The sequence below is a fragment of the Cupriavidus sp. MP-37 genome, assembly GCF_020618415.1.
Lineage (GTDB): Bacteria > Pseudomonadota > Gammaproteobacteria > Burkholderiales > Burkholderiaceae > Cupriavidus.
Map to the genome: position 1 here is coordinate 1,298,741 of NZ_CP085345.1, position 13,869 is coordinate 1,312,609.

Sequence of the window (13,869 nt, forward strand, 5' to 3'; positions counted from 1 at the left end):
GGGCAAGCGGTACGAGACTGACGAACATTTGATTGTTCGCATCACCAACGTTCGGCGTGGGCACTAAGCCATCGACTATTAGCGTGGTCATACTCAGAGAGGCTTGCTGACAGCTAAGGCCGAAAAAAAGGCAGGGGCAACGGGTCTTACGTCAGCGCCGCGAAAGCGGGCTTGGAACCCGCACCGCTTCTGCATTGGAAGCAGTCCCCTAGCCACCGCGCCTCGCCCGGCGTACGCGCGGGACGCGGGAGCAAAACAATGACAAGCCATGGCGGGCGTTACTGCTGCGCATCCTCCGGTTGCGCGCCGGCGTAGCCCTCGACCACCACAACGTCCCCGGTCGATCCCGCCTTGCGCAAGGCCGCGGCAAGCTGGTACTCCTCGGAGTGGTAGCAGGCGAGCGCGGTTTCGTAGTCGGCAAATTCGATCACCACCAGACGCGAGCGGAAACTGCCTTCCACCACATCTGCGTTACCACCCCGGATCAGATATCGCCCGCCATACTTTCGATAAGCAATCTGGTTGGCCTTACTGTAGGCTTCGAACTTCTCCAGGTCGGTAATTTCCACCTGGCCGATCCAGTATCCCTTGGGCATAGGTTGCTCCTGTGTGTCTGCTGTCAGATGTTGGCGTGTGATCACGGAATCAGGATGGTGGATCCTGTCGTCTTCCTGCTCTCCAAGGCGAGGTGCGCCTCGACAACTTCCGCTAGCCCGTAGCGACTGCCGATATTTGCCTTAACCGCGCCGCTTTGCATCATGGAGAACAGGTCAGAGGCCATGTCGTTGAGATCGGCGCGGCGGGCAGCATAGTGGAACAACTGCGGCCGCGTGAAGAAAAGGGAACCTCGCTTGGTGAACTCAAAGGCTTCGATCGGCGGCAGCGGCCCGGATGCATTGCCAAAGCTCACGAAGGTGCCGAGCGGCGCAAGACAGTCGAGCGAGCCGACATAGGTGTCCTTGCCGACGGAGTCATACACCACCGGCACCCCCGCGCCGCCGGTGATCTCGCGCACTCTTGGGACAAAGTTCTCGCGGGAGTACACGATTGGAAAATCGCAGCCGTTTTCCCGGGCCAGTTCCGCCTTTTCATCGGAACTGACCGTGCCGATGACCTTCGCCCCAAGGGCCCTCGCCCACTGGCAGGCCAGCAGCCCCACCCCGCCGGCGGCGGCATGGATCAGGATCGTGTCGCCAGCCTTCACACGATAGACGCGGCGCAGCAGGTATTGAGTCGTCAGACCCTGCAGGGTTACCGCGGCGGCCTCCTCGAAATCGACGCCGTCCGGAATATGGATCAATTCCTCCTCCGGCACCGACCGTTCCAGGGCGTATGAGCCGGGCACGCTGCCGGCATACGCCACCCGGTCGCCCACCTGAAAGCAGCTAACGCCGTCCCCTAAGGCAGTGACCACGCCCGCCGCCTCCATCCCAATCCCGCCAGGGAGCGGCATCGGATACAAGCCTGTACGGAAGTAGACATCGATGAAGTTGACCCCCACTGCGTGGTGCTTCACCTGGACCTCGCCGGCCCGAGGTTCGGCAAGCGCCACGTCAACCCACTGCATGACTTCCGGGCCGCCGGTCTCGTGGATCCTGATCGCCTTGTTTCCGCTCATGCTGGTAGCTCCTCATACCCTTCGATCACGACAATGTCTCCCTGCGAAAAGGGCTGGCGCAGGGACATCGCCGCCCGATACTCGGACGATCGATAGCAGGCCAAGGCGGTCTGGTAATCCTCGAACTCGATCACCACCACGCGCGAACGCAGAGAACCTTCGACCACTATCTTCTCGCCGTTGCGGATGATGAAGCGTCCGCCGAACTTCTCGAACACTGCCTGGTTGGCAGCGATATAGCCTTTGTAGCCCTCGATATCGGTGACATCGACTAATGCAATCCAGTAGCCTTTACGCATGACCCTTCCCCTCACTGGCATGCCGGCACAGGATCTGCCGGCTGGTCTGCGTGCACAAATTGCGTGACAAGCTCGCCCAGTCTTGCGATGCCCTCCTCGATCTTCGCCGGCGGCACCGTGACAAAGGCGAGCCTCAGCGTGTTGCTGCGCGGCGTGATGGCATAGAACGGCGCGCCGGGAACGAACGCCACGTTCCTGGCGACCGCTGCCTCAAGCAAAGCCATGGCGTCGATGCCTTGCGGCAATTCGACCCAAATGAACATCCCGCCTTCGGGCCGGCTCCACCGTATCCCTGCTGGCATGTGTCGTGTCAGCGCATCCAGCATGGCCGCGCAGTGCTTGCCATAAAGATCGCAAACTGATGCGATATGTTCGTCGAGCATGCCGGTCCTGAGGACTTCGTAGGCTACCCGCTGGGTGAAGCTGGGCGTGTGCAGGTCGGAAGCCTGTTTTGCCTGCACAAGCTTCGCGTGGATTGCCGGCGGAGCCAGCATGTACCCCAGTCGAAGGCCAGGTGCCAGGATCTTGGAGAACGACCCCATATAGATCACGCCTTCGGGGTTCAGCGAATGCAGGGATGGCAGTGACGAACCCCTGTAGCGCAGCTCACCATAGGGGTTGTCCTCGACCAGCAGGATCCCTAGCGCCTTGGCCCGCGCTACCAGCGCCTCGCGGCGCTCCAGTGGCAGCCGGCGCCCGGTCGGATTCTGGAAGTTCGGGATTGCATACAGAAATCTGGCGCCGTCAACGAGAGCTTCGGTCAGTGCCCCCGGCTCCAGCCCTTGCTCGTCGGTTGGAACCTCGGTATAGCTCGGCTCGGAAAGCGAGAACGCCTGCAATGCGCCGAGGTAAGTCGGCGCTTCCACCAGCACCTTGCTGCCGGGATCGATGAAGACCTTAGCCAATAGGTCCAATGCCTGCTGCGAGCCCGTGGTAATGAGCACATTGGCTGCATCTACGCCATGCTTCTCGGCCACCCACTGTCGCAGCGGTTGCAAGCCTTCGGTTGGTGCGTACTGCAGCGACGCCGTGGGTGCATCGGCGAACAAGCGCTCGCAGGCGGCTTGCAGCGCCGCCACTGGGAAGGTCTCGGCGGACGGAAGGCCGCCTGCGAACGAGATGATTTCCGGTTTTTCCGTGAGTTTCAGTACTTCGCGGATCACAGAACTGGTCAGCGCCTGTGCCCGGCGCGAAAACTGGATGTTGTGGATTTTCATGTCGATGCCCTACCCTGTTTGCGTTGCCGCCTTGCTTAGGCGGCGTTGACATTGCTGCGTGACTGCCTGCCGCTGTCGCTACCGGCTCTGTCTACCTGCCCTTCCAGCGCCGCCAGTGCTGCGGCACGCCGTTCGGCATGGCCTGCCATGGCCTGCGCCTTCACTGGGCCGAAGCCGCGAATCTCCATCGGCAGCGCCGCAAACTCGACCGCCTGCTGGAGCGTTTCCGGCGTGAGCCGCCAGCAAGCCTTGCGGATATCGTGGAAATACTCCGCGATGAGGCTTCGCTCCGCGCGCCGTTCGGCGGTGTAGCCGAAAACGTCCAGCGAGGTGCCGCGCAAGCCCCGCATGGCAGATACCGCCTTGAGCAGGGGGAACACCCACGGGCCGAACTTGCGCTTGCGCGGCCGTCCGGTATTGGGGTCGGTGCGGGACAGCAGCGGCGGCGCCAGCCAAATCGAGACCTTGTCCGCCTGCGAGAACTGGTGTTGCAACGATTCGCGGAATGCCGGCGCCGTGTACAGGCGGGCGACCTCGTATTCGTCCTTGTACGCCATCAGCTTGTAGGCACTGCGGGCCACCGCCGCGGCCAGCGCCTCGCTACCGGGCTTGGCTTGGTCTTCGGCCGCTCTCACCAGCGCAATCAGGTCGAGATACTTCTTCGCATAGCCATTGCCCTGGTATTCGACAAGCTGGCGTCGATGCAGGTCGATCAGCACGTCCAGCGATGCCGCCGCCGGCTCCAATGCCATCCCAGGCTGCGCGATACCATCCAATGCCTCCGGGCTGGCAGCGACGATGCGCCCCCAATTGAAAGCTGACTTGTTCATCTCGACGGCCGCGCCATTGCGCTCGATCGCCTGTTCGATCGCTGCGCGGCTCAACGGGACCAGCCCCTGCTGCCACGCGTAGCCGAGCATCAGCGTATGCGTCGGCAAGGTATCGCCAAAGATGCGTTGCGCGAGCGCGCCGGCATCGATGGCGTGGAACAATTCGCCCTTGCACCGGCTGCGAATCCGGTCATGTATCAGCCGCACCGGCAATGCGGCATCGCGCTCGCGGATCACATCCGGCGTGGGCGTCTGCGCGAGGTTGAGGACGGCGCCGGTGCGTCCCGGCGCCAGCCGGGTCAGCGAGTCGACCGCGGCGGAGACCACCAGGTCGGCTCCCAGCAACAGGTCGGCCTTCCCTTCGCCGATGCGCGAGGCCGGGATCTGGAAGTCGGCCATGGCGATACGCACCTGGCTGACCACGGCGCCGTTCTTCTGCGCCATACCGGTGAAATCCAGCACCGTTGCCGCCAGGTCATCGGCAGCGGCCGCCGCGCCCAGCAAGGCCCCCATCGTCAGGACGCCGGTACCGCCGATGCCGGTGATGTAGATGTTGAACGGCTCCTCCAGCGTCGGGAGTGCAGGCGCTGGCAGGCTTGCTACAAGTTCTGCCTCCCGGCTCGCAAGCTGACGCTTGTCCGGCTTACGCATGGCCACGCCCTCGATTTCGACGAAACTTGGGCAGAAGCCCTTGACGCAGGAAAAATCCTTGTTGCAGGCGCTCTGGTTGATGGTTCGCTTGCGCCCGAGCGGGGTCTCGAGCGGCTCGATGGAGATGCAGTTCGACTGCACCGAGCAATCCCCACACCCCTCGCACACCTGGTGATGGATAAACAGGCGGCGATCCGGATCCGGCACCTCCTTTCGCTTTCGACGTCTGCGCTTCTCCGCCGCGCAGGTCTGCTCGTAGACGATCGCCGTGACGCCGGCGATCTCTCTGAGCTGGCGCTGCACCGTATCGAGCTGGTCGCGATGGAAGACCTCCACGCCTGGTGCCAGCGCCTTCTCGCCCTGCCATCGCGCGGGATCATCGCTCACCAACGCAATCCGTCCCACACCCTCCGCGTGCAGTTGCCGCGTGATGCGGGCGGGATCGTTTACACCCTCCGCGGGCTGGCCGCCGGTCATCGCGACAGCGTCGTTGTAGAGGATCTTGTAGGTGATATTGGTCTTCGCGGCGATGGCGGCACGGATGGCAAGCAGACCTGAGTGCTGGTAGGTGCCATCGCCGAGGTTCTGAAATACGTGCGCCGTCCTGGAAAACGGTGCCGCGCCGATCCACTGTGCGCCTTCACCACCCATGTGGCTCATCACCCTGGTCTTCAGTTCCGGCTGGGAAATTGCCATCACGTGGCAACCGATCCCGCCGCTGCTGATCGAGCCATCCGGCGTGCGCGTGGACGTGTTGTGGGGGCAACCGGAGCAGAAGTACGGCCGGCGGATGGGGATGACTGCTGCCGACGGCTTCTTCGCAGCGGCGTCGAGCACGGCAAGGCGTTCCGGCAACCAGGACGCGTCGATGCCGTTGGCCAGTACCCGCGCCACCAGCACACCGGCTACGCGGTGCGCGCTCAGCTCCGAGATTTCGGGCAGCAGGGTCGCCCCATCCGCGTCAGTCTTGCCGGTCACAAGGGGGCGCTGCGACGCCGGCCGGTGGAACAGCGCCTGCTTGAGCTGGGCCTCGACATTGGCGCGCTTCTCCTCCACCACGAGCACTTCCTGATGTCCTGCCGCGAATGCGCACGCGCCGTCGGTTTCCAGCGGCCAGCTCATCGCCACCTTGTAGACGGAGATGCCCATGGCGCGCAGATCGGCATCGCTCAGGCCCAGATCGCGGCACGCCTGCATCAGGTCCTGGTGCGCCTTGCCGACGGTGATGATCCCAAGCCGCCTGTCGGGTGCCTCGACCACCACGCGGTCGAGCCGGTTGGCCCTTGCCCATGCGCGTGCGGCGGGAAGACGCTCTTCGATGAGGCGCCGCTCCAGTTCCGCGCGCTGCGCGGGCCATGCCACGCCCGGATCCCAGTTGAGGCCGTGGGCCGGCACAGCAAAGTCCGCCGGTTCAGTAAAGGCCGGCCAACCGTCGAGGTCTACCGTGGCAGCGGCCTCAACGACTTCCGCGATGGTTTTCAGCGACACCCATAGCCCGGTGTAGCGCGACATCGCGATCCCGGCCAGGCCAAGCTCGATAACCTCGCGCACGTTTCCAGGCTGCAGAACGGGAATCGATGCCGAATGAAAGATGCCGTCGGTCTGGTGCGGAAAGGTGGACGACTGTGCTGCGTGGTCGTCACCGGAAACGGCAAGCACGCCGCCCAGTTTCGACGTGCCGAGCATGTTGGCGCAGCGGAAAACGTCGCCCGTCCGGTCTACTCCCGGCCCTTTGCCATACCAGATGCCAAAGACACCGTCAGTCTTGGTGTCACCGAACGCCCGGTGCATTTGCGCGCCCCAAAGCGCCGTTGCCGCGAGGTCCTCATTGAGGCCGGGCTGAAACACCACGTCATGCGCAGCGAGTTGCCTTGACGCCTTCCATAGCTGCTGGTCGTATGCGCCCAATGGCGACCCGCGATAGCCTGACACCAGCCCGGCGGTATGGAGGCCACGCACCCGATCGAGCTCGCGCTGTATCATCGGCAGGCGAACCAGTGCCTGAATGCCTGTCAGGAATGTTCGCTGCTCGGCTGTTGCCGAACCCGATGCACTGGGTAACGTCGCTTGAGTAACCACGCGGACCTCCGGGGGATTTCATCTTCAAAATGGATGAGTTAGTTTAGATTTCGGCCCGGACCGATCTGCACCAAAGTGAAGTACGTTTTGCTTGTTTTGTAGTACGTTTGAACTATCGAAAAGCTGGCACGCAGATCATATGAACTATGTCCACAATCTCGACAAAATCGACCTGCAGATCCTGCGAGAACTTGCGCGTGAAGGACGGCTGAGCTGGCGTGAATTGTCGGAACGGATCGGGCTGTCACTGACACCTACGCTCAAACGCGTACACAGGCTTGAAGAGCAGGGATATATCCGCGGCTATGTGGCCCAGCTAGACGAAGCCAAGCTGGTCGGTGGCCTCAACGTGTTTGTGGCGGTGACGCTTGAGAATCAGTCAGAAACCGCGATCGCCCGGTTCGAGAAAGAAATAGTAGTCGCCCCAGAGGTCATGAGCTGCTTCACGATGACCGGCGACGCGGACTTTATTCTGCGCGTGGTTGTGCCTGACATGGGCGCGTATCAAACCTTCCTGACTAGGACTCTGACGCGCATCCGGGGCGTCGAGCATATACGGTCCAGCTTTGCGCTCAAGACCGTGCTGAACCGTACGTCCCCGATGCTCTAGCGCGGGATGACGGAAAGCGTAGCTTCGCGCATCGCGGATCAGGCGCCAACGTTGCTTCCGTATGCTCGTCCAAGCATTGATCGAACAGCACGAAATCCACCTCGTCCACCGGCCAATTTGGTCGCTTGGCTATCACGCCTATCGGCCAGCGTCGACTACCAGCCCTTCGCCTGGCCGCCTCCTTCGCGTTTATGCTACGGGCCGTTCCAAGACAGGGAACCTTTTCGATAGAAAGCCCTAACCAGAGTTAGGTCTTACTGCGGCCTCAACGACATGTGCGCCACTGTCCCCCGCGTGCACATTCGCGGACAGTCGCTGTCCGCGCCACGTACATAAGGCTACATCCTGGGCGTGTTTCGCGAGACCTTCCACACTGACACGATTGGGCTGGTATTCCTGGCGGGAACATTCGTCATCGCCGCGTGCCTGGCGTTGGGTCTTCCCAGACAACTCAGGTCAGCCGAAGCGCGAACCGGAGCACGCGCATGAGCGGCATCCTGGCCATCTGGAACGACTGCACTGCTGAGCATTTGGCGGCCTACGAGACCTGGTATGGGGAAGAACACCTGCCGGAACGGCTTGCGGTCCCCGGCTTCTTGACCGGCCGTCGATTTGAGGCGATACGCGCTTCGCGCCAGTTCCTGACCACCTACGAGGTGGCTGACCCTGACGTGCTGAGTTCGGCCGCCTATTGCGAAAGACTTGCGCATCCGACCGCGCGCACCATCGCGATGATGCGAGATGGCTTTGCCAACATGTCCCGTACGGTCTGCGAGCGACACGATGTCCGCGGCGCGATTCGCGGCAGTGTGGTGCTGACCGTTGCGCTGAACACAACCGATGCGTCCTCGCGATTGGGCAACGCCGCGGACAGGCTCGGAGCCGGGGCGGAACATACGCACTCCGAGATCTGGATTGCAGCGCAGCCCGCTACGGCTGAGATTTCGGCAGAAGAAGTGCTGCGCGGCGGCGACCTGAAGATCAACGCCTGCCTGGCGCTGGAATATCTTCGTCCCGATGTGGCCGACCGCGTTGCGGATGCGCTGCACCAGCAGTTCCCTGAGGCCGTCATCAGCACCTATCGGCTGCTTTGCTCATTGAACCGGGAGGACTTGTGATGCGGATTTTGCTGATCCAAGGCGCCAACATGGAGTATCTCGGCTTTCGCCAGCCGGAACTTTATGGCACCACCACTGCGGTCGAACTGGACGAGATGCTGCGCGCAGACGCCGCGGCGCTCGGCATGCAGCTCGACATTCTCTACACCAACGTCGAAGGCGAAGCCATCAGCGCCATCTATCGGGCCGCACGCGACCAGATCGACGGCCTGGTCATGAATCCGGCAGGTTTTCTGTATGCGGGCCTTGCCTTGCGTGATTGCCTGAAGGCAGTGCCACTGCCCTGCATCGAAGTGCATATGACCAATATCGACGCCCGGGGCATGCACTCTGTCACCGCTTCCGAAAGCGCTGGCATGGTGACAGGCCTTGGCGTCGATTCCTACCGGCTGGCGTTGATTGCCATCCAGAAAGTCATCAACAAGAGGAAAAAACATGCTTGAAGCAACGCCAAGGACAGCGCTAGTAACCGGAGCGGCCGTTGGCATTGGCCATGCCATTGCCGAACGCTTCGAGAGGGACGGCTGGGCCGTCTACCGCTTTGACCGCACGCTGGAGGATGGCGCGCGGGCCGTGCGCGGCGATGTCCGCTCCGAAGCGGACTGGAAAAGGCTGGCAGATCGTATCGGTAGCGAAGCCGGGCAGCTCGACGTGCTGGTGAACAACGCCGGCATCCTGCGCGAGGCGCCGTTGGAGGATACCAGCCTGGCAGTCTGGGATGAAGTCATCGGCGTCAACCTGACCGGCGCCTTCCTTGGTTGCCGGAGCATGCTGGCGCTGCTGAAGCGCGGCGACTCGCCGTGCATCCTGAATGTGGCCTCCATTGACGCGCTGCGCGGCAGCCTTCGTCACAGCGCCTACGCCGCCAGCAAGGGCGGCGTGGATTCCCTGACCCGCGCCCTGGCACTGGAACTTGCCAACGATGGCATTCGCGTCAACGCAATCTGCCCCGGCACCGTCGATACCCCGATGTTCCGTAGCATTCACGGCAACACCGCCGATCGGGCACAAAAGCGGCTGGCGTTGCATCCCCTTAAGCGGATTTCGACCGCGGAGGACCAGGCCGCGGCGGCAGCCTTCCTGTGCAGCACGGAAGCCGCCTTTATCACCGGCGCGTCCCTGAGCGTCGACGGTGGCCGAGCCATTCGATAACCAGCAAAGGACACCATGACACAACCAAGGAAGACCGCGCTGATTGCCGGCGCCACCGGTGTGGTAGGACGAAACTTGTTGCGGCTGCTTGCCGCCGACCCGGCATGGGACGTGATCGCAATGTCGCGACGCGAGCCAGATATCACCGGGGAGTACCGCCATATCACGGCAGACCTGCTCGACCCCGCCGATGCGAGGGCCAAGCTCGGCGGCTTGACGGAGGTCACCCACATCTTCTTCTCAGCCTACATCGAGAGGGCCGGCTGGGCCGAAATGGTGGCACCGAACATGGCGTTGCTCGCGAACCTGATGGATGCGGTCGAGCCGGTGGCGGACCGGCTACAGCACGTCAACCTGATGCATGGCACCAAGTGGTACGGCAATCATCTCGGACCGTTCAAGACTCCGGCAAAGGAAACAGACCCGGGTCACATGCCGCCCAACTTCTACTATGATCAACAGGCATTCATAGCGCAGCGTCAGGAAGGCAAGAGGTGGACATGGTCCGCCGCACGTCCGCACGGGATCTGCAGCTTCGCCATCGGCAACCCGATGAATCTCGTCATGGTCCTTGCGGTGTATGCCACCATTTCCAAGGCACTAGGGCTACCGTTGCGCCATCCGGGATCCGAGGGCAACGCGCGCGCGCTGTACAACGTGACCGACAGTGGGTTGCTGGCACGCGCCTGCTTGTGGATGGCGACCGATCCGGCAGCCGCCAACGAGCCGTTCAACGTTACGAATGGCGACATCTTCCGCTGGCACGACTTGTGGCCCGCCATCGCGCAGTACTTCGACATGGAGACAGCTCCGGCCCAGAAAATCGATCTGGTGCAGATGATGGCCGACAAGGGGCCGCTGTGGGAGCAGCTGGTCAGGGAGCATAATCTCCGGCCGATCCCGTACGAGCAACTGGTGGGCTGGAAGTACGGAAACTTCGTCTTCACCCCGGAATTCGACGTCGTCTCGTCCACGACCAAGGCCCGACAGCACGGCTTTAGCGAGGTCATAGACTCGGAGGGCATGTTCCTGCGCCAGTTCGACGAATTGCGCGCGAACCGGATCATTCCCTAGGATCAGCAGCGGGTTGCGCCGCCGGCTCGCGCCTCTGGTCAGCGCGGTGCCGGCTCCTCACCTTTGGCTTCCTCGATCATGCTCAGGCGCTTGTAGAGGTATGAGCGCGAGATCCCGAGCTCTTCCGCGACGCGCTTCTTGTTGCCGCCGGTACGCCGCATCGCTTCTACAATCAGCTCCGATTCCAGCCGTTCCTTCGCTTCACGGATGTCGGGCTGTCGAGGCTTCTCCGCGCCGGCTGCAGAGGCGCCGCTCTGGCGCCACGCCAGCGCCTGCTCCGCGCCCTCCATGCTGCCGAAGTCGGCGACCGACAACACCGGGCCGTCGCAGAAGATTGCCGCGCGCTCGATGGCATGCTGCAACTGCCGGATATTGCCCGGCCAGGCGCGCGACTGGAGGAAGCGGATCGCGGGTTCGGCAATCGACTTCTTCGGCGCGCCATGCCGGATCGCAAAGGCCTCCAGAAAGGTATCGGCCAGTTCCGGGATGTCCTCAAGGCGGTCGCGCAATGCCGGCAGCCGAAGCGTCACCGCGCTGATGCGATAGAACAGGTCCAGCCTGAAGCTCGAGTTGGCGATCATCGCCTTGAAGTCCCGATTGCTGGCCGATATCAGGCGGAAATCCGAATGCCGGGCGCGATCGCCCCCGACACGCTCGAACTGCCCATCCTGCAGCACACGCAGCAGCTTGACCTGCATGTCGATCGGCATGTCGCCGATTTCGTCGAGAAACAGCGTGCCGGTATCGGCGGCCTCGAACTTGCCCTTGCGGCCTTTGCGGTCCGCGCCGGTGAAGGCGCCGGGCTCATAGCCAAACAGTTCGCTCTCGACCAGGTTGGGCGGCATCGCCGCCGAGTTCACAAGCACCAATGGCTTGTCGCTGCGCGGGCTCAGCATATGGATCGCGTGCGCCACCATTTCCTTGCCGGTCCCGCTCTCGCCCGCAAGCAACACCGGTACATCCAATGGCGCCACGCGCAGGATGTCCTCCTTCAGCCGCCGCACGGCATCGCTGCTACCCACGATCTGATCCAGGCCATAGCTACGGTTGCGAATGCCGGACAATTCCCTGCGATAGAAATCGAGTTCCTGCTTGACCTTGGCAAGCTCCACGGTGAGTTCACGAATCGCCTCCGGTCCCTTGAACATCACTTGCCCAATGGCCGCCACAACGCGCTTGTTGCGATCGAAGATCGGCAGGCGCGACACCACACGCGTCACGCCATGCATCTCCTGCAACTGGGCCACCTGGCCCTTGCCGGTCGCCACCACCTCCTGCAGCTTCGTGTTCTCGATCACCGATGTCACGTGCCGACCGATCGCCTCGCCATGCTTGAGACCGAAGAACTTCTCGTGCACCGGGCTCATGTACGTGATGCGCGCCGACGTATCGACCACCACCATGGCCTTGTAGGGATCGGTAATGAAATGCCTGAGGATGTCCGGTGCTGCCTCCACGCTCGCCAGGAATTCGCTCAGTTCGTCGCCCTCCTGCACGGCGAAGATCAGGAAGCACACCGAATCACGCGTCGGGATGGCCGCGACCGTCAGCGGGCGTTCCAGGTCGGCCATTGCCGACAGCCTTTTGAGGGGCACGCGGTCGCGGTTCTTCCATACCCCGCCCAGTGACCTGGCAACCAGCGAATCCCTGCCGAGTCCGCTGGCGAATGTTGTGGCGCCCTCGGCATCGAGTACGAGGACACCCTCTGATTCACGTTTCATGTCTCCACCACGCTTGGTCTGTTATATGGAACGCTGTGTCTTCGGCGACTACACAATTGCCTTCTCGATGATCGGCAAGAACACTGCGAAGACAGTTTCATTCTAAGCAGTTTTCCCCGGCTTGGCCGCATTCCGATTGGCCTGCACCGCCGCCGGGGCAGGCCGCGCCTGCGTCTCCCGACAATCGCCCTGTCTCCCTGCAAATTTCGCGCCATGCGTTGGCACACCCTTTGCAGTATGTCGGTCACTTGCGTAGATCCGACCCGAAATGGACACCCTGAAGACACTTCCGTTCCAGACACCCGGTGCAGGCCTTTCCTGCCTGCGGGGTATCCGCGTGCTCGACTTCACCACCTCGGTGGCCGGCCCATATGGCACGCTTTTGCTTGCCGATCTTGGCGCGGAGGTGCTCAAAGTGGAAAAGCGCCATGGCGGCGACGACACTCGCAGTTGGGGGCCGCCGTTCCTGGACGGTGAGTCGCTGTGGTTCCTGAGCATGAACCGCAACAAGCAGAGCATGACCATCGACCTCACACGCCCGGAGGGCCAGCGGGTGGCGCATGAACTGGTGCGCAACGCCGACGTCGTCGTCCTCAACACCGCGCAGCGTGTGCAGGAAAAGCTCGGCCTCGACTATGCGACGCTCAAGGCCATCAACGGCAGGCTGATCCATGTATCCGTGACCGGGTTCGGGCTCGAGGGCGATCGCGCCGACCTGCCCTGCTACGACCTGATCGCAGAGGGCTACTCCGGGGTCATGCACCTGACCGGCGAGGCGGATGGCCCGCCCCAGAAGGTTGGCACGCCGGCCGCCGACCTGCTGTCCGGCCAGGACATCGCCATGGCCACGCTGGCCGCGCTGTTCGAACGTGAACGCACGGGCGCCGGCAAGCAGATTGATGTGTCGATGGTGGCAACGATGGCGCGGTTCATGGCGCCGCGAATCGTGCCCTATCTGGGCTCCGGCGAGGCACCGAACCGCTCGGGGGGTACCGATTCCGTGATCGCCATCTATCAGGTCTTCGATACCGCGGATTTCCCTATCACGCTGGGACTCGGCAACGACGCCATCTGGCAGCGCTTCTGGACATCGGTCGGGCAGCCGGACTACGCGCGGCAACCGGGATTCGAGACCAACGCGCGCCGCCGCGAAGCGCGCCAGGCAATCGTGCAGACCATTGCCAAACTCCTTGCGACGCAACCACGCCAGCACTGGCTTGCGCTGTTTGCCAAGCACCGCATCCCGTCCGGGCCCATCAACAGCATTGATCAACTGGCCGACGACATCCCGCTGCGCGAGAGCGGCATGTTCTTCGCCACCCAGGGCGTTGCCGGCCTGGTGCCGCAGGTTGGCCTGGGCATCCGCTTCGACGGTGCCAGTGCCGTGCTCCGCAACCCGCCGCCGGCGCTGGGCGAGGACACGGAGCGCATTCTCAGGGAAGAGCTTTCCATGTCCGCGACGTGCATCGCGGGCCTCATCGACTCAGAAATCGTCTAATC

Annotated in this window: 12 protein-coding genes; 6 read left to right on the forward strand and 6 right to left on the reverse strand. The window is 62.9% G+C overall.

Annotation, left to right across the window (positions count from 1 at the left end; translation table 11 throughout):
* Positions 1-278: 278 nt before the first annotated feature.
* The 5 genes from LIN44_RS22250 to LIN44_RS22270 are packed head-to-tail and all read right to left on the reverse strand — an operon-like array spanning position 279 to position 6,694.
* Positions 279-596 carry a DUF1330 domain-containing protein gene (locus LIN44_RS22250; RefSeq protein WP_227314455.1) on the reverse strand — a complete coding sequence of 106 codons (318 nt, stop codon included), beginning with the start codon at positions 594-596 and terminating at the stop codon, positions 279-281.
* 41 nt (positions 597-637) lie between these two features.
* Positions 638-1,618, reverse strand: coding sequence for a quinone oxidoreductase (locus LIN44_RS22255; RefSeq protein ID WP_227314456.1), 981 nt, complete (start codon positions 1,616-1,618; stop codon positions 638-640).
* The gene (locus LIN44_RS22260; RefSeq protein ID WP_227314457.1) at positions 1,615-1,917 is read right to left on the reverse strand and encodes a DUF1330 domain-containing protein; all 303 of its coding nucleotides are present in this window, start codon (positions 1,915-1,917) and stop codon (positions 1,615-1,617) included. Before LIN44_RS22260 ends, LIN44_RS22255 begins: the two co-directional genes overlap by 4 nt.
* Before the next feature lie 11 nt (positions 1,918-1,928).
* On the reverse strand, positions 1,929-3,134 hold the full coding sequence (locus LIN44_RS22265; RefSeq protein ID WP_227314458.1) for a PLP-dependent aminotransferase family protein: 1,206 nt from the start codon (positions 3,132-3,134) through the stop codon (positions 1,929-1,931).
* Between the two features lie 35 nt (positions 3,135-3,169).
* Complete coding sequence (locus LIN44_RS22270; protein WP_227314459.1) at positions 3,170-6,694, reverse strand: indolepyruvate ferredoxin oxidoreductase family protein; 3,525 nt, start codon at positions 6,692-6,694, stop codon at positions 3,170-3,172.
* Between the two features lie 139 nt (positions 6,695-6,833).
* Between LIN44_RS22270 and LIN44_RS22275 the strand changes: the two genes are divergently transcribed.
* The 5 genes from LIN44_RS22275 to LIN44_RS22295 all read left to right on the forward strand — a co-directional run bounded on the left by LIN44_RS22275 (position 6,834) and on the right by LIN44_RS22295 (position 10,648).
* Positions 6,834-7,304 carry an Lrp/AsnC family transcriptional regulator gene (locus LIN44_RS22275; RefSeq protein WP_227314460.1) on the forward strand — a complete coding sequence of 157 codons (471 nt, stop codon included), beginning with the start codon at positions 6,834-6,836 and terminating at the stop codon, positions 7,302-7,304.
* 485 nt (positions 7,305-7,789) lie between these two features.
* Entirely contained in the window at positions 7,790-8,422 is a 633-nt protein-coding gene (locus tag LIN44_RS22280; protein WP_227314461.1) for a DUF4286 family protein, read from the forward strand.
* Positions 8,422-8,865: a type II 3-dehydroquinate dehydratase gene (locus LIN44_RS22285; RefSeq protein ID WP_227314462.1), complete on the forward strand. Its 444-nt coding sequence runs from the start codon at positions 8,422-8,424 to the stop codon at positions 8,863-8,865. The genes LIN44_RS22280 and LIN44_RS22285 overlap by 1 nt, the downstream gene beginning before the upstream one ends.
* Complete coding sequence (locus tag LIN44_RS22290; RefSeq protein WP_227314463.1) at positions 8,858-9,574, forward strand: SDR family NAD(P)-dependent oxidoreductase; 717 nt, start codon at positions 8,858-8,860, stop codon at positions 9,572-9,574. The genes LIN44_RS22285 and LIN44_RS22290 overlap by 8 nt, the downstream gene beginning before the upstream one ends.
* Positions 9,575-9,589: 15 nt before the next feature.
* On the forward strand, positions 9,590-10,648 hold the full coding sequence (locus tag LIN44_RS22295) for an SDR family oxidoreductase (RefSeq protein WP_227314464.1): 1,059 nt from the start codon (positions 9,590-9,592) through the stop codon (positions 10,646-10,648).
* A 38-nt stretch (positions 10,649-10,686) separates the two neighbouring features.
* On the opposite strand, the gene LIN44_RS22300 is transcribed toward LIN44_RS22295, so the two are convergent.
* A complete protein-coding gene (locus LIN44_RS22300; protein WP_227314465.1) occupies positions 10,687-12,369 on the reverse strand; it encodes a sigma-54-dependent Fis family transcriptional regulator in 1,683 nt (560 codons plus the stop codon).
* Between the two features lie 268 nt (positions 12,370-12,637).
* Here LIN44_RS22300 and LIN44_RS22305 point away from each other — a divergent pair, with 268 nt between their 5' ends.
* Positions 12,638-13,867, forward strand: coding sequence for a CaiB/BaiF CoA-transferase family protein (locus tag LIN44_RS22305; RefSeq protein ID WP_227314466.1), 1,230 nt, complete (start codon positions 12,638-12,640; stop codon positions 13,865-13,867).
* Positions 13,868-13,869: the final 2 nt, after the last annotated feature.

Coding starts and splice junctions, on each gene's coding strand:
- LIN44_RS22250 (WP_227314455.1), bottom strand. CDS start 596: ATGCCCAAGGGATACTGGATCGGCCAGGTGGAAATTACCGACCTGGAG.
- LIN44_RS22255 (WP_227314456.1), bottom strand. CDS start 1,618: ATGAGCGGAAACAAGGCGATCAGGATCCACGAGACCGGCGGCCCGGAA.
- LIN44_RS22260 (WP_227314457.1), bottom strand. CDS start 1,917: ATGCGTAAAGGCTACTGGATTGCATTAGTCGATGTCACCGATATCGAG.
- LIN44_RS22265 (WP_227314458.1), bottom strand. CDS start 3,134: ATGAAAATCCACAACATCCAGTTTTCGCGCCGGGCACAGGCGCTGACC.
- LIN44_RS22275 (WP_227314460.1), top strand. CDS start 6,834: ATGAACTATGTCCACAATCTCGACAAAATCGACCTGCAGATCCTGCGA.
- LIN44_RS22280 (WP_227314461.1), top strand. CDS start 7,790: ATGAGCGGCATCCTGGCCATCTGGAACGACTGCACTGCTGAGCATTTG.
- LIN44_RS22285 (WP_227314462.1), top strand. CDS start 8,422: ATGCGGATTTTGCTGATCCAAGGCGCCAACATGGAGTATCTCGGCTTT.
- LIN44_RS22290 (WP_227314463.1), top strand. CDS start 8,858: ATGCTTGAAGCAACGCCAAGGACAGCGCTAGTAACCGGAGCGGCCGTT.
- LIN44_RS22295 (WP_227314464.1), top strand. CDS start 9,590: ATGACACAACCAAGGAAGACCGCGCTGATTGCCGGCGCCACCGGTGTG.
- LIN44_RS22300 (WP_227314465.1), bottom strand. CDS start 12,369: ATGAAACGTGAATCAGAGGGTGTCCTCGTACTCGATGCCGAGGGCGCC.
- LIN44_RS22305 (WP_227314466.1), top strand. CDS start 12,638: ATGGACACCCTGAAGACACTTCCGTTCCAGACACCCGGTGCAGGCCTT.